At 50.5% G+C, this 23,180-nt stretch carries 17 protein-coding genes; 12 read left to right on the top strand and 5 right to left on the bottom strand.

Annotation, left to right across the window (positions count from 1 at the left end; genetic code table 11):
• The first annotated feature begins 7 nt into the window (after positions 1 to 7).
• The 4 genes from ACG2E4_RS10440 to ACG2E4_RS10425 all read left to right on the top strand — a co-directional run bounded on the left by ACG2E4_RS10440 (position 8) and on the right by ACG2E4_RS10425 (position 11,322).
• The gene (locus tag ACG2E4_RS10440) at positions 8 to 4,753 is read left to right on the top strand and encodes a hypothetical protein (RefSeq protein ID WP_395276499.1); all 4,746 of its coding nucleotides are present in this window, start codon (positions 8 to 10) and stop codon (positions 4,751 to 4,753) included.
• A 41-nt stretch (positions 4,754 to 4,794) separates the two neighbouring features.
• A complete protein-coding gene (gene rnr / locus ACG2E4_RS10435; protein ID WP_395261102.1) occupies positions 4,795 to 6,975 on the top strand; it encodes a ribonuclease R in 2,181 nt (726 codons plus the stop codon).
• A 54-nt stretch (positions 6,976 to 7,029) separates the two neighbouring features.
• Complete coding sequence (locus ACG2E4_RS10430) at positions 7,030 to 10,449, top strand: peptidase MA family metallohydrolase (protein WP_395276498.1); 3,420 nt, start codon at positions 7,030 to 7,032, stop codon at positions 10,447 to 10,449.
• 306 nt (positions 10,450 to 10,755) lie between these two features.
• A complete protein-coding gene (locus tag ACG2E4_RS10425; protein WP_395261099.1) occupies positions 10,756 to 11,322 on the top strand; it encodes a DUF4256 domain-containing protein in 567 nt (188 codons plus the stop codon).
• A 281-nt stretch (positions 11,323 to 11,603) separates the two neighbouring features.
• On the opposite strand, the gene ACG2E4_RS10420 is transcribed toward ACG2E4_RS10425, so the two are convergent.
• Entirely contained in the window at positions 11,604 to 12,401 is a 798-nt protein-coding gene (locus ACG2E4_RS10420) for a GntR family transcriptional regulator (protein ID WP_395261098.1), read from the bottom strand.
• 374 nt (positions 12,402 to 12,775) lie between these two features.
• On the opposite strand from ACG2E4_RS10420, the gene ACG2E4_RS10415 reads away from it, so the two are divergent.
• From ACG2E4_RS10415 to ACG2E4_RS10385, 7 genes are all read left to right on the top strand, one after another.
• Positions 12,776 to 13,336, top strand: coding sequence for a YeeE/YedE family protein (locus ACG2E4_RS10415; RefSeq protein ID WP_395261096.1), 561 nt, complete (start codon positions 12,776 to 12,778; stop codon positions 13,334 to 13,336).
• Positions 13,337 to 13,356: 20 nt separating this feature from the next.
• Positions 13,357 to 13,782: a DUF6691 family protein gene (locus tag ACG2E4_RS10410; protein WP_395261094.1), complete on the top strand. Its 426-nt coding sequence runs from the start codon at positions 13,357 to 13,359 to the stop codon at positions 13,780 to 13,782.
• 33 nt (positions 13,783 to 13,815) lie between these two features.
• Complete coding sequence (locus tag ACG2E4_RS10405; protein WP_395276497.1) at positions 13,816 to 15,231, top strand: rhodanese-like domain-containing protein; 1,416 nt, start codon at positions 13,816 to 13,818, stop codon at positions 15,229 to 15,231.
• A 119-nt stretch (positions 15,232 to 15,350) separates the two neighbouring features.
• The gene (locus ACG2E4_RS10400) at positions 15,351 to 17,084 is read left to right on the top strand and encodes a SulP family inorganic anion transporter (RefSeq protein WP_395276496.1); all 1,734 of its coding nucleotides are present in this window, start codon (positions 15,351 to 15,353) and stop codon (positions 17,082 to 17,084) included.
• A gap of 25 nt (positions 17,085 to 17,109) precedes the next feature.
• Entirely contained in the window at positions 17,110 to 17,379 is a 270-nt protein-coding gene (locus ACG2E4_RS10395; protein ID WP_395276495.1) for a hypothetical protein, read from the top strand.
• Positions 17,380 to 17,437: 58 nt separating this feature from the next.
• Positions 17,438 to 17,848 (top strand): rhodanese-like domain-containing protein, encoded by a 411-nt coding sequence (locus tag ACG2E4_RS10390; protein ID WP_395276494.1) that lies wholly within the window; start codon positions 17,438 to 17,440, stop codon positions 17,846 to 17,848.
• Between the two features lie 235 nt (positions 17,849 to 18,083).
• Positions 18,084 to 18,536, top strand: coding sequence for a methyltransferase family protein (locus ACG2E4_RS10385; protein ID WP_395276493.1), 453 nt, complete (start codon positions 18,084 to 18,086; stop codon positions 18,534 to 18,536).
• Between the two features lie 23 nt (positions 18,537 to 18,559).
• Here the strand turns inward: ACG2E4_RS10385 and ACG2E4_RS10380 are convergent, their stop codons facing one another.
• Genes ACG2E4_RS10380 through ACG2E4_RS10365 form a run of 4 tightly spaced genes read right to left on the bottom strand, consistent with a single transcriptional unit; the run spans position 18,560 to position 22,571 of the window.
• The gene (locus tag ACG2E4_RS10380) at positions 18,560 to 19,789 is read right to left on the bottom strand and encodes a type IX secretion system plug protein domain-containing protein (protein ID WP_395276492.1); all 1,230 of its coding nucleotides are present in this window, start codon (positions 19,787 to 19,789) and stop codon (positions 18,560 to 18,562) included.
• Between the two features lie 43 nt (positions 19,790 to 19,832).
• Complete coding sequence (dapF, locus tag ACG2E4_RS10375) at positions 19,833 to 20,669, bottom strand: diaminopimelate epimerase (protein WP_395261083.1); 837 nt, start codon at positions 20,667 to 20,669, stop codon at positions 19,833 to 19,835.
• A gap of 13 nt (positions 20,670 to 20,682) precedes the next feature.
• Positions 20,683 to 21,906, bottom strand: coding sequence for an ATP-binding protein (locus ACG2E4_RS10370; RefSeq protein WP_395276491.1), 1,224 nt, complete (start codon positions 21,904 to 21,906; stop codon positions 20,683 to 20,685).
• The gene (locus tag ACG2E4_RS10365) at positions 21,903 to 22,571 is read right to left on the bottom strand and encodes a heme exporter protein CcmB (RefSeq protein WP_395261080.1); all 669 of its coding nucleotides are present in this window, start codon (positions 22,569 to 22,571) and stop codon (positions 21,903 to 21,905) included. Before ACG2E4_RS10365 ends, ACG2E4_RS10370 begins: the two co-directional genes overlap by 4 nt.
• 129 nt (positions 22,572 to 22,700) lie before the next feature.
• Between ACG2E4_RS10365 and ACG2E4_RS10360 the strand changes: the two genes are divergently transcribed.
• Complete coding sequence (locus ACG2E4_RS10360) at positions 22,701 to 23,171, top strand: PTS sugar transporter subunit IIA (RefSeq protein WP_395261078.1); 471 nt, start codon at positions 22,701 to 22,703, stop codon at positions 23,169 to 23,171.
• Positions 23,172 to 23,180: the final 9 nt, after the last annotated feature.

Genomic DNA, 23,180 nt, shown 5'->3' with positions numbered 1-23,180 from the left:
ACTGAGCGTGGTTTTACGCTGGATACATACCGTATGGAAATATTTTTGGAGAATCATCCTGGTTCTCCTCGTGGGAGGGCTGCTGCTCTGCGGGAGCCTGTTTGGGCTGCTCCAGCTGAATACCTCAAAAAACTATATTGCCAACCAGATCGAAGAGAGTTTTAACAGTCGTTATTACGGGGAGCTCTCCATTGGCGAGCTGGAAGGATTGATGCCTTTCCGTTTTGAGTTGACCGACGTAACCCTGGAGGCCCCCCGCTCCGAAGATTCCCTGATGACTCAAGACAGCCGGGACAGCGTGATTTCCATTTCCAAACTACATACGCAAATCGATCTCTGGAGCCTGCTGCAAAATAAAATCAGTATTGTAGCCTTTCAGCTGCAGCGGCCCGAGCTGCGTTTCATGAATAACGGAGAGGGCGAATATACCATGAACCAAGCCTTCCGGCGGCGTTCCATACAGCCCGAACGTCAACAGCAACTGGGCAGCTCCTGGATTCAGCAAGTGGAGATTATTGCACCTCTGTTGACTATCCGGAACGGCTCATTGTTCGTGGAAGAGTTTCACAATGAACAGAATAACGTGATCCTGCCGGAACCTTTTCGTGCCGATTCCATCAGCACCGCCATGTTCCTGGAGCTGAGTGAGGTGCAGCGTTTCCTCGATTTTGAGCATTTTTCGGCCAATCTTCATGGCATGGATTTTGACAACCTCCGGTTTTCGGGTCAAATTTATAACGACAGCCGATTTCTGGAGTTTAACGCCTTTAATATAACGACGCCACTCTCTGAGCTGACCGTCAGCGGCCAGATTGACGGCGTCAACCTGGAATCGGACTCGGTCCGCCGGCAGTTGCCCGGTGCCAGCTACGATCTTGACTTCCACTCGGAGAAAATGGTCTTTGCCGAATTTTCCGGGCTCATTCCCTCCGTTCCGTCAATCAGTGATCCGCTTGATTTCCACGTCGTTGCCGACGGGGATCTCGATTCGCTCCACATTGAGCGATTTGATTTCGGGATCGGTGAAAGTTACGTGAGCATCGACGGACATATTAATAAATTAAATGAGAGAAGCGAGCTGAATTACCTGTTCAACGTAGAAGATCTGTTTCTCAGAAAGCAGGATCTGGAAGTGGTCACCGGTCCGCTTAATCAGGCCCAGTTCAGCCTGTTTGAAGACCTTCAGATCAGTGGTGCCACGTCAGGGACGCCGGATTCCCTGAACCTTGATCTTAATCTGCAGGGGCCGGCCGGCTCCATTGCGGCAAAAGGGTTCACGCAGTTGCGCACTCCATTCAAGTATTCTGGCTCGCTATCCGCCAACAACATCGACCTGGCGCCCTTTTTGGCACACAGGGTCGATACTACTAATCTGAATTTCGATATATCCCTGAACGGTATCGGGTACGATTTTTCAAAAGATCTGCACAACTTTTCGGCCTCACTATATAACAGTACTGTCGATGAAATTGCTATCGACAACCTTTCGTTTGAAGCAATGCTGGTTGACGGATTTTTTGAGCACTCATACAACTACCGGACGGGCGATGAACAGATGGCCGGGCAGGGATGGATCGATTTCAAGAAAGAGGAGACCCAGTTTGCCTTGAAGGGGGAGGCGGGTAACATTAATCTTTCCCGCTATTTCGGCTACGAGCCGGTCCCGGAGACACAGCTCAACCTGGATTATAACGTCGAGCTGCAGGGCTTGCAGGCAGATCGCATTCAGGGCCGCGCCAACCTCGATGTCAAAGCATCTGTCATTGGCGGCGACACGGTACAGGCCCACCAGGTTTACATGGACCTGGATTCGCCCGATTTGAGCAGCCGCACGTTCCGGTTGACCAGTTCCCTTTTTGACCTGAATATCCGCGGGGATATAAAACCCACTAACATCGTGCGCCAGGGACGTTACTGGGCCCGCTATCTGGATGAACGGATACGCCATGAAATTATGCTGGATTCATTATCCAGCGGCGAAGCAGCCGAAACAACGCCGCCGGCACCGTTGAACCTCGAGGGGGAACTGGTGACCAAGGACCTGGGGCTGATCCGCCATTACTGGCAGAATTTCCCGCGGGTTGTATCAAATTCGACCCTGAATTTTGATTTCAGGGCCGATGCCAACCGGTTTCTGCTAACTGCCGATACCCGAACTGACACGCTTATCTATAATCTGAATGAAGCGCGCGGGGCAACCACCCGGCTGACGGCTAGTTTTCGGCACGACCGGACGTTAAAAGAGTTCTCGAATATCGATTTCCAGGCCAGTGCAGACTCCCTGCATACCGAATTTGTGAATGTAGATTCAGCCCGCTTCGATCTGTCACTTGAACAGGATTCGCTGTTTATTTCAAGCAGTATTGCCAATATCTCTGATGAGGCCCGCTCGCGATTTATTGTGAGCAGCAAGCTTTCTCCTTCTTCAGTTACGATGAAAATCGATCGTTTTTTCCTCGGAAACAGCCGGTATTCCTGGCAAAACGAGGCCATCCCGACAGTTATCCTGCAGCGGAGCGGAGAGATCGGGTTCCGGGATTTCCGGTTCAGAAACAATAACGAGTTACTGGAGGTGCGGGGTGAGATAACCGAAAGCCGACAGGATTCACTGCTGTTTGTCATGCGCGATGTGAACCTGGAACGGATTTCTGAGCTGATCAACGGAAAATTCCGGTTCAGCGGTACGATGGACGGCACGCTTACCACCCGCTCACTGCTGGCCCGCCCCTCCATCCAGGGAGATATGCAGGTCGAACGGCTGCAACTGGACAACAGGATGATTGGTGATGCCCGTTTTTCAAGCCGGTTCGATCCGGCCCGGAACCGGTTTAACACCAGTATTGATATCGTCACCGATACCACGAAATACAGCGATTATCTGGACCGAAATGACGGAGTAGGCCAGCGGCTTCACCTGGATGGGTATTTTGTGCCCCCCAATCCCGAAGCCCCGCGCGACACCACTTACTATTTTGATGCCAATTTTGAGGAGATCGATCTCTGGATTGTCCCCTACATCGCTCCCAAGGTATTCCAGGAAGTAGAAGGGCTGGCTTCCGGCGAAGGATATATCACGGGTAACATGGAGGATTACGATTTCAACCTGGATTTCCAGGTCCAGAATGCGTTTGCCAAACCGGAATTTTTGAATACCAACTATTTTTTGAATGGCCACCTGGAATTTAACCGGCAGGACTGGCTAACCCTCGATTCGCTGAATGTGACCGATACCAAGGGAGGAACCGGCCTGGTGTACGGCAACGTGGATATCAATAATTTTGAGCCGATTACCTACCTGGACCTGACCATGGAGATGAACCGCCTGCATTTCCTGAACAACACGTATGATCCCGATGTTCCGTTTTATGGCAGCCTTTCCGGTACGGGATCGGTTCGGGTGACAGGACCGAACAACGATCTGTATCTCCGGACTCAATCTCCCGTGGAGGTAACGACCGACTCGCGGCTGTCGATACCGCTGCTTGAAGAAACAGAATTGAATGAAAACACGAAATTTATCCAGTTCGTGGAGGAGTTCAGGCCAGCCCGGAAAAAGGGATCGGAGACCGGGGGGGGAGGCTCGGTCGACGTTGAAGAGTCGATTAACCGGATGCTGGAAAACCTCACCTTTTCGGAGCGGTTTAACCTCGACCTGCAGTTCAATGCCAACAATCCGATGACGGTGGAGCTCATCTTTGACCGGGTGACCGGTGAGGTGCTGACCGCCCAGGGAACGGGACAGATCCGCCTGACGATGGAGGAGGAGAATACCCAGATTTTTGGCCGGTACAATATTACCAGCGGAAGATACCTGTTTGTGGGGGGCGAAATATTTACCCGCCCGCTGCAACTCGAAAGAGGAGGGACCATCATCTGGGAGGGAGATCCACAAAACGCCCGGCTAAATATAAATGCGATATATAATGCGAGGCCGAGCATTGCCCCGCTTGTTGGTACGGCAGAGAGCGGCCAGAACGATTTTGAGGGTCAGCGGGTGCCGATTGACCTGGTGGTTGAAATTACCGGGACGATCACCAGCGTTGAAAATGATTACTATTTCAGAATTCCAAATACGTTCGATATCTCCTCCAACAGCACATTGACAGCCCAGATCAACGAGCTGAACCGCGATGAGCAGCAGAAACTGATTCAGGCTACCAGCATATTGTTAACGGGCAACTTTATCTCCTACCAGAGCACGAACGAGGCCTACAGCAATATCGGGCAGAGTTTTACCCGCCGCTCCACCTATTTGAACCCGCTGCTTTCCAGCCAGGTCATAAGCCCGCTGCTCTCCAGCCAGATCAATGCCCTGCTCAACAGCGATGTAAGCCGGTTTGATATTGATTTCAGCCTGAACGCCTATAACGAAATTGATCTGGGCGTGGCATTGCGTTTGTACAACGATAGGCTTATTCTACGACGCGAAGGTATGATTACAGGTTCCGACAATCAGGCTACTCTCACAGAGCGTATTGGTGATCTAAATGCCACCTACCGGATTAATCGCAGCCTATCTGTTATGGCGTTCCACCGACAGGATCAAACACTTGGAAATGTGACACCCACACCCGGATCCGGAAGTACCGTTGACGGAATCGGCCTGGAGGCCCAGGTGAAGTTTAATACCTGGAAAGAGTTCGCCCGGCGCATTAAAAGAACCATTCTTGGAATATTTGGCGCGGGCAGGAAACAGGACGAAGATGAAACACTGGCTTCGGGTTCAGCGATAAAAGCAACGAAAGAAGATTGAAGATTAATTAATTTAATAAAGCAAAGTTAGAAACATATTTAATGGCTAAGACAACCAAAGAACATACATTCGAGGAGATCATCCTCAACATTTTGAAAAACAATCCTGACTCTGTACTACAGTTTGATATGCTGCAGGATGTGTTGCAAGTAGAATCCAAAAAAGACAATAACAGGCTGAAGAATGCAATTAACAGCCTGTATGACAAGAATTTGATTGTAAAGCGTAAAGGCGGGGCCATTCAACTGGCTCCCGGCGAAGGCGATACAAGGAAGAAAAGATCCCGCAGCGACAACACAGTTGTAGGAAAAATCGATATCAGCCGGCGCGGGACGGGATATCTTATTTGTGACGAGTACAAGGAGGATATCCGGGTCTCCTCGCGTCACCTGGGGGTTGCATTGCCCGATGACAAGGTGCGCGTGGAGGTTTTCCCGAGCAAGGGAAGAGATGGCCGCGTTGAGGGCAAAATAGTTGAAATTATTGAACGGGGCCGCGAGATATTCGTAGGCACGCTCATCCAGCAGTCGGATAACAGCTATCTGATTACCTCGGATGAGAATTCAGCTCATATCGACTTTTTTGTACTGCCCAAAAATATTGGAGAGGCCAAGCAGGGAGACAAGGTTATTTTTGAACTTGTTGACTGGGTTCATCCCCGCTCGTTGCCGGAAGCAAGAATAACCCAGGTGCTGGGCGACGGCAGCACCAACGAAGCGATGATGCTGTCGATCCTGGCGGAAAATCAGCTGAAAGCCCCGTTCCCCGAAGAGGTGGAACAGTATGCCGAAGAGATCCCGACCGAGATCCCGCAGGAAGAGATCGAACGGCGGAATGATATCCGTGACAAGCAGATTTTTACCATCGACCCGGAGGATGCCAAGGACTTTGACGACGCACTTAGTATCGAGGTGCTCGACAACGGGAATTATCTGCTCGGCGTGCATATTGCCGATGTTACCTATTACATGCCTCAACAGTCGATTTTGGATGAAGAGGCCTACGAACGAGCGACCAGTGTTTACCTGGTGGACCGCGTGATTTCGATGCTGCCGGAAAAACTGAGCAACGGCGTGTGCAGCCTGCGGCCTGAAGAGGACAAGCTGGCCTACAGCTGCTTCATGGAGTTGACGCCCAAAGGAAAATTGGTGGATCATTCTATTGAAGAAACGGTGATACACTCAAACCGCCGGTTTACCTACGAGGAAGCCCAGGAAATACTGGATGGCAAAGAGAGTGAATTTTCAGCCCCCCTGAAAACGGCGGAAAAACTCGCGCATATCCTGCTGGAAAAACGGTTCAAGGAGGGAAGTATCGACTTTGACACCCCCGAACCGAAGTTTGTGCTTGATGAAAATGGCAAACCGCTTGATATCGAACTGAAAGAACGTGTGTTTGCCCATCGCCTGATCGAGGAGTGTATGCTGATGGCCAACCGAACGGTTGCGCGCCATATCGACGAGCTCAGGGAAAAATCCAGCAAAAAGAAGAGCGACAAGGATCTGTATCCCTTTTTGTATCGCATTCACGATCAGCCGGACTTTGAAAAACTGGAAAATATTCAGGAAACGGTAAAGCCGGTCGGCATCGATTTTCGTCTGGACAGCAGAACCGTGAGCTCAAAGGCGATCAATACGCTGCTGGACCAGGTGGAGGACACCCCGCTGGAGTTGACAGTCAATGACCTGATGCTGCGGGCGATGGCAAAAGCGGAGTACAGCCCGGATAATGTCGGCCACTTTGGACTGGGTTTTGAGCACTATGCCCATTTTACCAGCCCCATTCGTCGCTATCCGGATGTGATTGTCCACCGCTTGTTGAAAAAATACAGCCAGGACAAGCCCGGATACAAGTACAGGGAACTCAAGAAGATGGGAGAGCACTGTAGTGAACGCGAACGGATGGCGGTTGAGGCGGAACGAGAATCGATCAAACTGAAACAGGTTGAGTACCTCAGCCAGCATGTCGGCGATGTGTTTGACGGGGTCGTCAGCGGCGTAATGGAGAAAGGGATCTTCGTAGACCTGAAAAATATCCACTGCGAGGGGATGCTCAAGGTAAGTGAGCTGAATGACGACTATTACGTGTATGATCAAAAACAACATTGCCTTGTGGGGAGAAATCAGGGAAAAAAATATCAACTCGGGAAAGAAATGAAGGTTAGAGTCGTTAGAACAGATATAGAGCAGCGTCACATCGATTTGGCATTGGTCGAGGGATGACCAGGCCAGGCCGCTGTCTTTTTATAAATCCGTGATTTTGACAAAAGGTCGCTTATGAAAATTGCAGATACCCACTCCTGGTTTTCTAAATCGATTGTCTTGCTGGCCCTGATCCTTTTCGGGGCGGCTGAGGTGAGTATGGCCCAGTATTTTTCTTTCGGGAAAAACAGGGTACAATACAACACTTTTGACTGGCGATATATCCAGTCGGAACATTTTGATGTTCACTACTACGGGTCACTCAACTATGAACTGGCCGACTTTACGGTCCGTACGCTGGAGTCTTCCCTCAAGCAGTTTACGGAAGACTACAATCACCAGATTGCAGACCGTATAAAGGTTATCATTTATGACTCTCACAACGATTTTTCCCAGACCAACGTGGTCAACCTGCCCACCAACGCCGAGGGGATCGGCGGGGTGACCGACGCGTACAAGAACCGGATAACGATGCCCTTCAGCGGCAACTATACCGAGTTCCGGAGCACGCTGCACCATGAGCTCTCCCACGCTGTTTTCAACGACATGTTTTATGGGGGCAGCGTACAATCCATTGTCAACAACAACATCCAGCTCACATTTCCCAACTGGTTCGACGAGGGACTGGCCGAATACGTTTCGGTGGGATGGGATAGCAATACCGACATGTGGATTCGGGATGCCGTCATCAACAATTACCTGCCTGACCTTCCCCAGCTGAGTGGCTATTTCGCCTACCGGGGCGGCCAGTCGCTGTGGAACTTTATTGTTGAGGAATACGGGCGCGAAAAGATCGGGGAGATTCTCCAGACGATTAAAACACAGCGCAGTGTGGAAGTGGGGTTCCAGCGTGCACTGGGGTTGTCGATTCCCGAGCTTTCCGAACGGTGGAAAGATTACTACCGCAAGCGGTACCTGCCGGAAGTGGCGGAACGGGAGGATATTGACAACTTTGCAACGCTGGTGACGGATGACGATCGAAGCGGCACGTACAATACAAGCCCCGCGCTCTCCCCGCAGGGTGATAAAATTGCGATGATTACCAACAAGCGGGGCTATTTTGATGTCGTGGTGATCAGCGCCATTACGGGAGAAAAGCTCAAAACGCTGATCAAGGGCAATGACAATGTGAACTTCGAGGAGCTCAATATCTTAAACCCGAATCTCAGCTGGTCGCCTGACGGCGAGAAATTGACGCTCTCAGCGAAATCGAAAGGCTCGGATGACCTGGCGATTGTTGACTATAGAACGGGTGAAATACAGAAAGTGAAATTCCCCCGCCTCGATGCGATCGGTTCGGTTGCCTGGTCGCCGGACGGGACCAAAATCGCTTTTGACGGCAACATCGGTCCGTACCAGGATATTTTTGTATACAACCTGGAAACGCAGGAATTCCTGAATATCACCAATGATATTATTTCTGATTTCGAACCGGCGTGGAGTGCCGATTCAAAATCAGTCTATTTTGTTTCGGCGCGGGGCAGCAGGGTTGAGCTAAACCGCTACAAGGAGAATGCCTCGCTTTTGCTGAGTGACGATCTCTACTCAACCGATATCTACGAAGTGGAACTGGGAAGCTCCCGGGCAACGCGGCTGACCAAAACGCCCAACTGGTCTGAGCGGCAGCCGATGACCACGCGCGAGGGAGAAATGGTGTTTATTTCGGATCAAAACGGGATTCCCAATGTGTACCAGTTGAATTTGGAAGATCGCACAAGCGCGCCCCTCACTAACCTGCAGTCGGGCGTAATGCAGATTTCGCTCAGCAGCGACGGGAGCCGCATGGCCGTGAACTCCGTAAATGAAGGGAATCTGGATATCTACCTGATCCGTTCGCCGTTTTTACGCAAAAAAGATGGTCCGCTGGCTCCCAACGAGTGGGCCGAGCGACGCCAGCGTGAACCTGTAACTCAACGGGTGCCGGCGACCTTGTATGTTCGGCAGATGTTCGGGGCATCTGTTGATGCCACAGCAGCAGGAAGGGAGGGCGCACTGCCGTCGGATATAGCAGAACAGCAAAGACAGGCGGGAACAGAAACAGGGGAAGAAGAAGCTGCCCGCGATACGCTCACTGCTGAGACTGCCGAAAATATTGAACCGGGAGAGGCACGGCAGGATACCACTGAAGATGAGGAGATCGATTTCCGTAATTATGTCTTTGCCACCGAGGTGGAGCAGGACACGGCATTTGCCAATGAATACCTGAATGCCCAGCTTTTTAACCCGGAAAACAACACCACCCGCGACGGCCGTTATCAGCCACGGGAGTATCGCCTCCGCTTCACCACCGATTTTGCCTATGCCGGAGGAAGTTTCTCAACCTACTACGGCTCTTACGGGTTAACCCAGGTCGTATTCAGCGACCTGCTGGGCGATCACCAGATCACCTTTGGCAGCAACCTGGTCTTTGACCTACGCAACAGCGATTATTTCCTGTCGTACGGCTACTATAAACAGCGCACAAATTGGCTGGTCAGCTTTTCTCACTCGGCCACGAGCTACCAGACCTATTCAGGGCAACTGTACCGCTTCCGTACAATGGGCGGGGGAATTACGGCCCAGTATCCGATTGACAAATTCCGGCGGCTGGACCTGAGCCTGTCCGGGATCTCCATTGCCCGGGATTATACTGTCGTTGGATATGACTTCTCGCAAAACGAGGGCTCTTCATTCCTCTATCCCCAGGCGACATACACGGTCGACCGTACACTGCCCGGATTTATTACCCCGGTGGGTGGTCACCGGTACGCGTTCAGTCTTTCCGGGAGTCCGCCGGCGGGCAGTCTTGAATTTGTTTCTTTAATGGGCGATTACAGGAAATATTTCAATCTCGGGTACGGTTACTCGGTTGCCCTGCGGGGATCCGGGGCTCTATCGTACGGACCCGACTCGCAGACCTATTTTATGGGTGGAATGCTCGGGTGGATCAATCAGCGCTGGTCAGGCAATTCCATCCCCACCGACAAACTGGCCGATACCTTCTTCACCATTCCTGCACTGCCGCTGCGCGGTCATGAATATAACAGCCTGTATGGCGACCGGTTCAGCCTGATAAATGCGGAGTTCCGGTTCCCGCTCTTTGCAGCCATACTGCCCGGACCCATCCCGATCTTGCCCCTTTATAATATGACCGGGGCCGCCTTTATCGATGCCGGGGCCGCATGGGGACAGGATATTCCGCTTGAATTGCAAAATCAGCAGGGGGGGAGCTCCCAGCGAGTGTTAAATGATGCGGAGCTTGATTTTGCGGTGAGCGAACCCATCCAGTATTACCTGAACCGCTCGACCGGTGATCTTACTACAGAACCGCCAAGCGAGGGAGGGAACTACTCAACTTTTGAATCTTTGCAAGGAGATGTACTGATAGGGGCCGGGTTTGGCATCCGGACGATTCTGCTGGGTCTCCCGTTCCGCTATGATATTGGCTGGCCATACTATCGCGATGGATTTGGCGGAGACCCGATTCACTATTTCTCAATTGGCATCGATTTTTAATACATATTTTTAGTGCCATCTCAACCATGGACATTTAGGTTTACTGGAACGCACATAACACTGATGCTGCAGGTCACCGCAGTTCTTACAGCATCTTTCTTTCCAGGCTGCCTGTGTAGATTGGCATGATCGATACTTATCCGTGTTCGGTCAGGAAGAGTCCGAAAATCCAGGGTTTGATGTGACGCTAGTCTAGTATTGATGTCTTGCCAAAGGACAGGTCGCCCATACTCAGTCGGATCAAGGTTTACAGGTACCAACATAGCGGTTGTTTTATATTAACGCCGATATAAACGTGGAGACGATATGAGCAGCAAAAATAAAATAATGTCCCGGGAAAAGCGCGAATCACTCCTCGGAACGCTAAAATCCCGGTTTGAGAAGCATATGGACCGCCACGATAATATTGAATGGGATGAGCTGAAGGTAAAGCTGGAGGAGTATCCTGAAAAGTTGTGGTCGCTCAATGAGATGGAAAGGACAGGAGGTGAGCCGGATGTGGTGGATCAGGACAAAAAGACGGGAGAATACATCTTTTATGACTGCTCGGCCGAAAGTCCCAAAGGTCGCCGAAGTGTCTGTTACGACCGCGATGGGCTGGAGTCCAGGAAAAAGCACAAACCAGATAACAATGCGGTTGATATGGCAGCAGCGATGGGCATTGAACTTTTAACAGAAGAACAGTATCGACAGCTTCAGCAGCTTGGAAAATTTGATGCCAAAACCTCAAGCTGGTTGAAAACACCTGCTGATATCAGGAAACAGGGCGGGGCTATTTTCGGTGATTTTCGCTATGGACATGTCTTTATATATCATAACGGTGCACAATCCTATTATGCAGCCAGGGGTTTCCGCGGCTGCCTGCGGATCTGATTATATAATCCTAAACTAAAGTGAATATCCCGGAAGATGGGACATGGCATCTTTTGCGCGTACCCACGGAGACGAAGAGAGCTGCCCGTGAACTTTACGCGGTTGTCAAACTAATGTTAGGAGTCTGTCGGGAGACGGACAAAACTGATTTTTTGTGCTCACGAGAAACTATTCCACTGTTGCTTGTTGATAACGCGGGGGAAAGATTGTGGTCTTGGAAGGCTCCCGAAGAGTACAGCAGCCGGATAAGATAGACGTGATAAAACAATATCTCCTCATTTTTAATTCTCGGCTTTGTTGAACACCGGTAAAAACTCTCTAAGCGGCATGCGGCTGGTTGATGTATCCATGTCTGGTTCCCGTTCGGCCGTCAGTTCATATACGATGCGGTCGCTCCGGTAATACCGTTTTTGATAATAAATAGGCTTGTCCCCAACCGTCAGCGAGAGGCGGTCGATCAGCAGCAGGGCGGCCCCGGTATTCACATTGAGATGTTCGGCAATCTCCTCGGATGCATTTTCCGCTTCCATTCGGAAATAGCCCTTCTCCACCGGGATATCAAAATCATTTTCGAGGATATCGTAAATGGTTTTGCCCTGCAGGTCGTAGCCTTCCACAAGCTGACCGTAGAACATGGGCAGCCACGTAATGTCAAAAGCGATCGGTTGCCCGTCGCCGAGCCGAAGCCGATCCAGCCGAACAACGGTGCTGTCGGGATCGATTTTTAGAATACCGGCAATACGGTCTGTGGCGGGTACTGGCTTAAACTGAAGGACTTCTGAGGAGGGCTTCAATCCCGCGCGATGCATATCCTCCTCAAAGTCGGTAAGCTGGATAAACGACTGGCGCGGGCGGTCATCACAGACAAAAGACCCCAGGCCCTGGGACCGATAAATCTGGCCTTCGTTTTCGAGTGTCTGCAGGGCTTTTCGCACGGTAACACGACTGACATCAAACTTCTGGCAAAGCTCATTTTCCGACGGCAATTTTTCATCGGCCTGGTAATAGCCCTTTTCTATCTGTGTTCGAAGCCATTCGGTGATCTGTTTATGGCGCGGAATACCTTCTTTAAGCATCATTGGGTGGTGAGAAATAAAATTACGTTTATATGATAATACATCGATTTACAGAATATATCAAGACTTGTTATTACATGTAGTACTAATAGTACATTCAGGGTGTGAAAAGTATGATTATCTTGCCATTATAAATAGTGTAACTATACACCGGTCATAAGGTTACAGGAATGTATCTGAAAACGCTCATGTGGAACCCGGGCAAACCCTATTTAAAGGTTGAACCGATAGAGAATTCCTATGAGGTGGATAAACAATTAAATTACAACTTGTTATTACAAGTATTGATATGTTTGGCAGAATCATCTATATTCTTGACAGAAACTAAGGACAGGCCGGCAGCTAAAGGCCTATAAACTTAAAAAAGCGTGTCAACTATGATTGATCTATTATATGAGCCGTGGCCGTGGTATGTGGCCGGACCTATTATCGGCTTAACAGTTCCCATTTTATTGCTGATGGGCGGGAAGATGTTTGGAGTTTCCGCCAATCTGCGTCACACCTGTGCGGCTTGTAATTTTGGTAATGTGGAGTTTTTCAATTATGACTGGAAATCCGCCGGCAAGTGGAATCTGACCTTCCTGTTGGGGTCTGTTATCGGTGGTTTCCTGGGGGGCTATGTCTTTGCCAATCCCGAACCTATAGAACTTGCCTCTTCAACCGTAGCAGAGCTGCAGGCACTGGGAATACAGGACTTTAACGGGCTCGTTCCCGACGACCTGTTTTCATGGAGCTCTCTGGGTTCAGCAACGGGGGTAACGGTATTGGCACTGGGTGGTTTTCTGGTCGGTTTTGGCGCCCGATACGCCGGGGGATGCACCTCCGGCCATGCAATTTCCGGGTTGTCGGATCTGCAGCTGGCTTCGCTGTTGGCCGTCATAGGTTTCTTTATAGGCGGACTTCTGATGACATACCTCATCTATCCACTGATTTTATAACGAAAAAAACTACCAGCACCATGAAATTCACAGAATATCTGAAGTATCTAGCAATCGGAATCGGCTTTGGCTTTGCGTTGGTTAAATCCGAAGTCGTATCGTGGTTTCGGATCCAGGAAATGTTCCGGTTCGATTCCATACACATGTACGGAATCATCGGCCTTGCTGTAGTAGTCGGCATCATCTCCGTACAGCTTATCAAACGATACAACATGAAGGATGCGAACGGTAATCCTATTTCGATCCCCCCCAAAGATTCCTCGCAGGTAACGCGCTATTTGGTGGGGGGCAGTATCTTTGGGCTGGGCTGGGCCCTGCTTGGAGCCTGCCCGGGACCGATGTTTGCCCTGCTCGGCAGTGGTCTTACAATTATGATTGTGCCTATAGTGGCCGCAGTGCTTGGAACGTATGTGTATGGCGTGCTGCGCCCCAAACTTCCCCATTAACAAGAGTATCCAATAACCTAAAAGAGCAAAATTATGTACTTCAAACAATTCTTCGACGACAAGTTAGCACAGTATGCCTACCTCATCGGGTGCCAGGCCAACGGCACAGCCGTGGTGATAGATCCGATGCGAGACATTGACCAGTATATCAATGCAGCGGCAAAGGAAAACCTGACCATTGTAGCGGCAGCCGATACCCATATCCACGCGGACTATATTTCCGGCCTGCGGGAGTTCGCCGAGCGCGGCGTCAAGGTTTACGCATCCGACGAGGGCGACAAAGACTGGAAGTATGAGTGGCTTACAGGCAGTAATTATGACTATGAGCTGCTTAACAACGGCGATACATTCAATATCGGGAATATCACCTTCAGGGCATGGCATACGCCGGGACACACGCCTGAGCACCTCAGCTATTTTATCACCGACGGGGCCGCAGCGGATGAACCGATGGGTATCGCCACCGGCGACTTTGTGTTTGTCGGGGATGTGGGGCGTCCCGACCTGCTGGAGTCGGCAGCCGGACAAAAAGACGTGATGGAGCCCTCGGCACGGACGTTATTCAAGTCTGTGGAGTCATTTAAGGAGGTTCCGGAATACCTGCAGATTTGGCCGGGGCACGGCGCGGGAAGTGCCTGCGGGAAAGCGCTGGGGGCTATCCCGGAAAGTACGGTCGGCTATGAATTGCGGTACAACAATTCGCTGAAGTCGGCCACATCTGAGGACAACTTCGTGGAGTTTATCCTCGAAGGGCAGCCCGAGCCCCCGATGTATTTTGCCCGCATGAAGCGCGATAACAAAATGGGACCCAAATTGCTTGATGGAATTCCCCAGCCGGATCGACTTACACTTGGTCAACTAAAACATATCGTGGCAGAGGGCAGCAGTACTTTGCTTGATACGAGATCTAAGGAGGCGTTTGCAGACGGGCACTTGCCGGGTTCCCTGCTTTCCACGCTTAACAAGCAGTTCAATACGGCCGCGGGCTCCTATATTACCGAAGAGGAGACCATCTACCTGGTAGTTGAAGAGCATAACGTGCGGGAAGCGGTAATTGACCTGATCCGCATCGGCCTCGACAATGTAGAAGGGTACGTAACTCCGGCTGACCTGCAGATGTACGCCAACCAGGGCGGCGAACTCAACAAGCTGGAAGTGGGAACTTTTGAGACGGTCGAAGAAAAGAAAGACGACCCGCAGTTCAAGGTGCTGGACGTACGAAAGGCTTCAGAATTTGAGGAACGTCATGTGGAGGGAGCGTTGAACTTTGCCCACACCCGGTTGATGGAAACCAGGTCCGAAATTCCCAGCGACAAGACGCTGCTCGTGCATTGCCAGTCGGGCGGTCGTTCGTCCGTGGCTTCGGCATTCCTGGCTAAACACGGTCACGATGTGGTATTGATTGACGATAACTTTGACACCTACAAGCAAAAAGCAAAAACAGTGTAAGTGTCACCTCAGCCGTCGGGTGCTGACCCGCCCGGTGGTTTTGTTGACTATTATATGTTTACGCGGGAGAAATTAGCCGGCAGCTGTACTCGCGCGTTTGCCAAATTAACTACAGAATTATGAAAAATTCATCCAAGCTATCTCGTTTTATACCGATGATCGACTGGATAAAGAACTATTCCTCCGGTCACTTTAAGGGAGACCTGAACGCCGGGATCACCGTAGGCATCATGCTGATTCCACAGGGTATGGCATATGCCGTGCTGGCCGGACTACCCCCGATATACGGGTTATACGCATCCATCGTGCCACTCATTTTGTACGCTATTTTTGGAACTTCGCGTCAACTTGCCGTCGGCCCCGTGGCGATGGTATCGCTGCTGGTGGTGGCGGGCGTGGGCGAAATTGCCGAAGTGGGCAGCGACCGGTTTATCCAGCTGGCCATCATGACCGCCATGGGGGTGGGGGTATTCCAGCTGCTGATGGGCCTGTTTCGGATGGGCTTTTTGGTCAACTTCCTTTCACACCCGGTACTCAGCGGGTTTACTTCCGCCGCCGCCCTAATAATTGGTGCCAGCCAGTTTAAAAACCTGCTTGGCATCGACCTGCCGCGGACCAATTATGTGCATGAGATTTTGATGGGCGTTTTTGAAAAAGCCGCAATTATCGATCCCTATACGTCTGCCATCGGCATCGGTGCTATTGTCCTTATTATCATGATCCGAAAGTGGAAACCCACTTTTCCCTCGGCGCTGGTTGTTGTTGTGCTGGGAACACTGGTTACCGCCGGTTTCGGGCTGGACCAGCAAGGGGTCGCCATTGTGGGTGAAATCCCCCGGGGACTGCCATCACTTGAGATATTCTCATTTAACCTGGGTGACTTTCAGCAACTGCTTCCCACGATTTTGGTCATTTCGCTGGTCGGGTATATGGAATCTATCGCTGTGGCCAAAGCTATTGCCAATAAACACGGCTACAAAGTGGATCCGAACCAGGAGTTGGTCGGCTTGGGAGTAGCCAATATCGGGGGCGCCTTTTTCCAGTCCTACCCCACAACCGGCGGGTTTTCACGAACGGCGGTAAACGACCAGGCGGGAGCACAAACGGGAATGGCCTCCATAATCAGTGCGGCTATCATCGGACTCACCGTGCTGTTGTTGACCCCGCTGTTTTATTATCTGCCGATGGCAGTACTGGCTTCGATCATTATTGTGGCGGTGGCCGGCCTGTTTGATGCTGCAGAGATGAAATACCTGTGGAAAACCGATCGGAAAGACCTGGCGATGTTGGCTACGACGTTTGTCGCCACGCTAGCCCTTGGCATTGAAGAGGGCATTTTGGTGGGTGTGGTTCTTTCGCTGATCGTCGTGATCTACAGCTCTTCAAAACCGCACAGTACTGAATTGGGTCGACTTGGCGAGACCAGAAATTTCCGCAACATACAGCGATACCCCAAGGCGAAAACGGATCGGAAAGTGCTTATCTATCGATTTGATTCGGCACTCTTTTTTGCAAACGTGACCCATTTCCAGGATCGACTGGATGAGCTTATTGCCGCGCGGGGGGATGATTTGGAACTGGTTATCCTGGACGCCTCGTCGATCCACGATATCGACTCTACCGGTATTCATGTACTCCGTGATTTTATTGAAGATCTGCAAGACAAAGGCATTGAATTATATATCGCCGGTGCTATCGGGCCGGTGCGTGATAAGCTTAAAACATGCGATATCATCCAGGAAATGGGCATCAAAAATTTCTTTTTCGATGTGCATGATGCGGTAACCACATTCTACTCCGAAAAGAACCAGCATCCCGACTATGAATATTCACCCCTGCAGACCAACAGTTAGCATCGGCGGATAACCCAACATGTTTATGCGAGAATTAGGACTTAAAGCCAATTGGAAACAGTTTTCGCTGTCGGCGCTGGTCAAAACGCTTGAAGGCGGTGGTGCGTTCAGGATCTGGCGTGACCTGGGATACGCTACTGGTGCACTTCTGGCGGACGCCATTGCGGATATGCAGTTTATCGGCTGCGATTTTATTTGTAGAGATGCTGACGTTATTATCAACACTTTATATTTTAAAGGAACCTTTGCAGAACGAGGAATTGAGGGTTTTGCAAAGTCCTCTAAAAGAACATAAATAAGCTGAAGCGTCCAGTTTTCAATCATCAACAAGTTAATATAAAAAGTGAGATATCATGAATAAGCCCATCCTGATCATAGCATTAATCGGTATTGCAGTAGTTATTGCGATAACCCTGTTCTCAAACACCGAATCAACACAAGAATCCAATCAAGTTATGGACATAAGCCCAACAGAATTTCTGCAGAAAAAAGATCAACAACCCGGCATTGTCATAGATGTGCGCACCCAGAAAGAATACGATGCGGGGCATCTGGCCGAAGCCGACCGGCATTACGACCTGCTCAACGGCGATTTTGAAGCCCAACTCAACACACTCGACAAAAATGAAACGTACTATCTCTACTGCCGTTCAGGAAACCGCAGTGGAAAAGCAGCCCAGTTGATGGTCGAAAACGGGTTTGAAAATGTGTATAACATCGGAGGATTCGAAGACCTGGTAAGTGCAGGACTCGAAAGTAATTGAGGTAGTTACTGGTTGATTCGTATAATCGTTATTTGAGGGAGTAGAGCCTTGTTTTCTGTAATCTCCATTTATAGAAAGACCTGTAAGAGGGTGAAAGGCCATACCTCATTAGCAATTAGATCGGCTTAATGAGTCTCAGGTTACTTATCGGACGACAAAAGTTGTCTCCGAAGACTGATTCAACGCCCTGATTATACTGGCACCATAGATCGATTAACTATTGGGCGGCTGTTATATGAAACTGAAAATACCCCCGGCTCTGGTAACCTTTTTCTTCTTGGCTGTGATGTGGGGCATAAATTATTTTGCCCATCCCGATATCGTAATATTTTCAGGTATGCGGTGGGTCGTGGTTTTTCTGTTGGGATGCGGCGGACTGCTGGGCACGGCGGCCCTGGTACAGTTCTACAGGAATGCTACTACCGTAAATCCCCATAGCCCGGAAAATGCAAATACACTGGTTACCGGTGGAGTCTACCGGATATCCCGAAACCCGATGTATTTGGCCCTGTTGTTGCTGTTAATTGGCTATGGATTTTTTCTGGGCAATAGCCTGACTTTTTTCGTGCCCCCGTTTTTTGTGGCATATATGAATCGTTACCAGATCATCCCGGAAGAGGTCGCCATGGAAGAGAGATTCGGGGCGATGTATTCCCGGTATAAGTCACAAGTGCGACGCTGGCTGTAGGGTCGAACATCGGGGAAGCCGGGTTAATGTTCCGTGCTGGCGACGTTCAACAGGCGGTCGTAGTGGCGCACCGGATCCCGGTAGTACACCAGTGTGATATATTCCTGCCTGCGGTAGGTAAAGCTCCTGTCCAGCTCCAGGTCGTTTATACGGTTTTCTTCAAGAGTAACATATTTGTAGGCGTATTCCCCCTGCTTGATAAATGCGCTGCCTTCCCAAAGTCCCGATCCGGGGTTGAACTTCATTCGGTTTAGCGGGTTGATCGTCCAACCGTTAAAATCACCGACCAGGTAGATCTGCTGAAGGGCATCGGCCTCAGCCGCCGTTTCCAGCCGGAAATGAACATTGGCGTATTCTGCGCTGCGATCGTCATCGGGACGTCCCAAACGGGGTCCACCCCAAAAAGCGGGTGCGGGCGGGAACTGTTGTACATCCCGCCGGAGAATTATATTTGGAGGCGTAAACTCCGGTTCATAGGAGAGAATGTGAGTGCCATCGGGAGTGAAAGAACGGATATCCAGGGTGTTAAACTCATAATCACCCAGAAACGCTTCCTGCTGTGACAGGTGAAAGTGTACGGACCCGGGCGTCGAGGTATCAAAATGTTTGACCGGTCGTGCCCGTCCCCAGAACTGATTTTGCACGTATTGGAATGACAGGTCGAACTGCGGCATCTCCACGAAGGGGGGATACCGGTACTCACTGAATGGACGATCCTGTTCTCGCAGGTCCTCGCGGCGGGCATATTCGGTTTTGATACTGGTCTGAAGTTCTCCTTCCTGTTCGGAAACAAAAAAAGGAAGGCTGAAAAGCAGGTTTCCTGAATCGGGCTCGCGTACCGTGAGCAAATAATTGCCGCTGACAGTCATGGATAGGCGATCGTTTGGCAGGACGTACTCGTAATGCCGGTAGGCGGGGCGCTGAACATAACTTTTGCTTCCCGCCCCGAAATAGTCCTCATAAAACCCATCCAGGTAGTAATTGAGTGCAAGGGGACTTTCCTGCCAGTCGGCGGAATAGTGACGCACTTCAATTTTAAACTGCCTGGCGTCCGAACCCAGGTGATCGAATTTCAGCACCAGCTGCTGACGGCTGCCAAGCTCGATAACAGGGGGAGAGGAGGGCTGATCCAGGCGATACAGCTGCAGGCTTTGTATTTGCCGCGGGGGAGCAGACTGGGGAGCGACTGTAAAAGTGTTTTTCAGGTGTTTTGTACTGTTGCTAGGTTCTTCCCGATTGTTTGACAGTGGCACGCACTGAGCCAGAAGCAACGCAAGCAACAGAACACCGGTACGCTTAAAGATAATATTCTCCGGTAAAAACAAATTCTACTTTGCCCTTTAGCTTTATATTCGAATATGTTCGGGTAGAGGGATCGAATGAAAATTCGACAGACAGTTTGCCCCCTTTGACATTGACGGTATATTCTGTTTTGGTCTCCCGGTGACTGTTTTGGATATGGTGCCATACCAGTGCAGAGGCGATCGCCCCGGTACCACAAGCCAGGGTCAGATCTTCGACGCCGCGTTCATATGTCTGGATGTTCAGTTCCTTCTCTCCGCTGCCATGCATGAAGTTTACGTTCGTCCCAATGGGTTGAAAATGTTCGTGCATCCTGAAACGGCGCCCGATCCTCCGGAGTTCATCCTCCCGGCGCAGTGTATTTTTATCCAGCTCCTGCCTGACCACGTGCTCGGTTCCCGTATACACTTCAAAAAGAGGCTGGTCATCCAGGGTGATTTCAGTGATTTGAGTTTTTACCGGGAATGAGATTTCCACCTCATCGTTGGAGCGAACCTTTGCGCGGTAGATGTTGTCATGCACGTTGAACCGTTGCTCGGTGTCGAAACCCGACTTCCTTGCAAAAAGGGCCAGGCAGCGGGCGCCGTTGCCGCACATCCCGGCATCGCTGCCATCGGCATTTCTGTAGATCATGGTATAATCCAACCCGTCGATCTGGGGATTGCTCAAAACCAGCAAGCCGTCAGCTCCTATGCCGAACTTGCGGTTGCACAGGCGGGGAGCCCACTGGATGAGATCTTTCATCCTGAACTGGTATTTCCGGTTGTCAATGACCACAAAGTCATTACCGGCTCCCTGCATTTTGGTAAATTCAATTTTATCGATATCCATATATGTCATAGTGTTAATTTCCTGCGAATGCGGGTAGGTGTTTCCAGGAATCCTGCTCCGAAATGGCCGGATCCCGACCTCTCATAAGATTTGAAAGGCGGAGTGACAGCGTGGTATAGATCAACTTGGGCTGCACGTTTTGATAAATCATCGGCTTGCAGAGGTTGACCTGTTCAATCATCTCTTCAAGCCTGGCCTCGCTCAGTTGCGAGCAAAATTTCTCAATAACGTCGAGCTGATCATAGTGAGTGAGCAGCGAGCGTTCTCGCGTATCGCGGTAAACCATGATGTCGCGGATAAAGACCTCCAGTATATTCAAAATGGCAATTTGGCCCTCAATATTGTTCTCACTCTGCCAACGTTGAGCCGTATCAATAATTTCAACCGCTTCCTGCATGTATGAATTTCGCAGGAATTCGATAATGGCTTTGCGGGTTGACTTGAGCGCATCCGCGTCAAAAAAGCGGGTCATGGCGTAGTTGCCGCCGGAAATACGGGCCAGGTAGCCGGCCTGCTCCTCGGGCACACGATCATACTCGACCAACGCCTGTTCAATTTCATTTGTCTTCAACGGCGACATGCGGATGTGCTGACACCGGGAGATGATAGTCGGGAGCAGGTGTTCCATATTTTCCGTTGTCAGCACGAAAACAAGCTCTTCAGAGGGCTCTTCCAGCAGCTTCAGGAATGCGTTGGCTGCTTCCGCGCGCATCTCCTCAATATTGGTCAGGATGATAACGGTTTTTTGTCCCTCGTTGGGTTTCAAAAACGCCTTTGGCCTGATATGATCCCGGAAATAATCAATGGGATAAAAAGCGCGCAAGTTTTTTGAGCTCTCATCATCGGTCAGAGAAGGGCGCACCCGGAAGTTTACAATTTCATAGGGGTCTTCACTGAGCAGTTGCAGCCGCGGGCGGAGCTCGGTGGAGACGTTATTACCGCTTACTGCGCTTGTGGGAAGCGGGAGAAACAGGTGAACGTCCGGGTGCGGGAACCAGGATGATTTTTTGGAGAAGGCCTGTTCCCCCAAGTCGGTCAGGTTGTCAATACCGTTTAGGATTTCCGCAAATGCGAGAGCGAAGGCGGTTTTACCGATGCCGGAGGGTCCGGAAAAAAGATAGGCGTGGCTGATTCTCCCGGAATGCACGATTCGTTCCAGGTGCTCGCGCGCAAACTGTTGGCCCACCAGTCGCCGGTCGCCAAACGAAAATTTGAGATCTTTATAACTGCTGTTCATTCTTCCCAGATATAGTCAAAAAGTAGAATTCCCGCTGAAATAGTAACACCGGCATAGCCGACAAGGGCTGCCAGATCGTCGGCAAAAGAGCCGCCTGCGCCCTCAAAAAGAGCGGCCTTGGTAGCTCGTATAAGCACCAAAAGTAAGGGAAAAAAAAGTGGAATGCTGAGTACCGAAAAAATTGCCCCTTTGCGATCTGCCTGCGAAACAATGGCTGCCAGCATTGTAGCGACGCCCGAGAGACCGGCTGTGCCCAAAATAAGAGTCAATAATAACGCACCATAATTTGAAACAGGTATGCCCAGCAGAAAAATATAGAGCGCGAACGTCACGATGTTCACAAAAAGAGTGAAGAAAAAGTTGAAGGATAATTTGCCCAGGAACACTTCCGAGGCCTGCCCGTGGAGCCGCAGCAGGTCATAGGTCAGGCGCTCGGTTTCCATCACAAATGAACGGGAGAGGCTGGAGAGTGCGGCGAACAGGATCACAATCCACACGATGCCGCTTTTGGGGGTCGGGGGCAGCTGTTCGGCACGCAGGGAGAACAGAATAAGGAGCATGGCCGCCCCCACAAAGGCAAAAACAGTATTTATGACATATCGAGAGCGGAATTCGGTTTTGAGATCTTTCCCGAAAACGGCCCATATACCTTTTAGTTTATCCATGCTGGAGGATAAGAATTTTACCTAGATTCAAAAAGCTTGCTGCTAAAGGTTTAATAATTGTATCAAAAGATAAACGATGAGTATATTTTACCCCGAACAGAAAACCTAATGTTGTAACAACAGATCTGCATGAATATCGTCAGCTTGCTGCATACCGAAAATGTAATTCCCAACCTGGAAGCCGAAGATAAAATCGAAGTTTTGAACAAGCTGGTCGACTCGCTGCAGTCGCAGGTGGGAGCGGAGGAGCTTGAGGCGATACGGGAGGCGGTCCTGGAACGCGAAAAAATTATGTCTACCGGCGTGGGCAAAGGGCTCGCCATTCCGCACGGCAAGGCGGAGGGAATTGACGATAATTACGCCGCATTTGCGATTCTCAAAGACCAGATCGATTATGAAGCGGTAGACGGGCAGCCGGTAAAACTGGTTTTTATGCTCGTGGGACCCCAATCGAGCAACAGCCTGCATATCAAAATGTTGAGCAAGATTTCACGTTTAATGAATAATACCGATTTCAGGAACCGGCTGACCAGCTGCACTACGGCTGATGAGATTATCGGGGTGTTCGAGGAGGAAGAAAAAGCGCATTTCGGGGGCTGAATAACGGGG

It is taken from the genome of Halalkalibaculum sp. DA384, from assembly GCF_043951955.1.
In the GTDB taxonomy this organism is placed as follows: Bacteria; Bacteroidota; Rhodothermia; order Balneolales; family Balneolaceae; genus JAMQKA01.
The sequence above is the reverse complement of the archived record's forward strand: the minus strand, read 5'-3'. Positions and strand labels throughout refer to the sequence as shown.

Excerpts from the sequence above, each read along its gene's own strand:
- rnr (WP_395261102.1), top strand. The coding sequence starts at position 4,795 with ATGGCTAAGACAACCAAAGAACATACATTCGAGGAGATCATCCTCAAC.
- ACG2E4_RS10430 (WP_395276498.1), top strand. The coding sequence starts at position 7,030 with ATGAAAATTGCAGATACCCACTCCTGGTTTTCTAAATCGATTGTCTTG.
- ACG2E4_RS10425 (WP_395261099.1), top strand. The coding sequence starts at position 10,756 with ATGAGCAGCAAAAATAAAATAATGTCCCGGGAAAAGCGCGAATCACTC.
- ACG2E4_RS10420 (WP_395261098.1), bottom strand. The coding sequence starts at position 12,401 with ATGATGCTTAAAGAAGGTATTCCGCGCCATAAACAGATCACCGAATGG.
- ACG2E4_RS10415 (WP_395261096.1), top strand. The coding sequence starts at position 12,776 with ATGATTGATCTATTATATGAGCCGTGGCCGTGGTATGTGGCCGGACCT.
- ACG2E4_RS10410 (WP_395261094.1), top strand. The coding sequence starts at position 13,357 with ATGAAATTCACAGAATATCTGAAGTATCTAGCAATCGGAATCGGCTTT.
- ACG2E4_RS10405 (WP_395276497.1), top strand. The coding sequence starts at position 13,816 with ATGTACTTCAAACAATTCTTCGACGACAAGTTAGCACAGTATGCCTAC.
- ACG2E4_RS10400 (WP_395276496.1), top strand. The coding sequence starts at position 15,351 with ATGAAAAATTCATCCAAGCTATCTCGTTTTATACCGATGATCGACTGG.
- ACG2E4_RS10395 (WP_395276495.1), top strand. The coding sequence starts at position 17,110 with ATGCGAGAATTAGGACTTAAAGCCAATTGGAAACAGTTTTCGCTGTCG.
- ACG2E4_RS10390 (WP_395276494.1), top strand. The coding sequence starts at position 17,438 with ATGAATAAGCCCATCCTGATCATAGCATTAATCGGTATTGCAGTAGTT.
- ACG2E4_RS10385 (WP_395276493.1), top strand. The coding sequence starts at position 18,084 with ATGAAACTGAAAATACCCCCGGCTCTGGTAACCTTTTTCTTCTTGGCT.
- dapF (WP_395261083.1), bottom strand. The coding sequence starts at position 20,669 with ATGGATATCGATAAAATTGAATTTACCAAAATGCAGGGAGCCGGTAAT.
- ACG2E4_RS10370 (WP_395276491.1), bottom strand. The coding sequence starts at position 21,906 with ATGAACAGCAGTTATAAAGATCTCAAATTTTCGTTTGGCGACCGGCGA.
- ACG2E4_RS10365 (WP_395261080.1), bottom strand. The coding sequence starts at position 22,571 with ATGGATAAACTAAAAGGTATATGGGCCGTTTTCGGGAAAGATCTCAAA.
- ACG2E4_RS10360 (WP_395261078.1), top strand. The coding sequence starts at position 22,701 with ATGAATATCGTCAGCTTGCTGCATACCGAAAATGTAATTCCCAACCTG.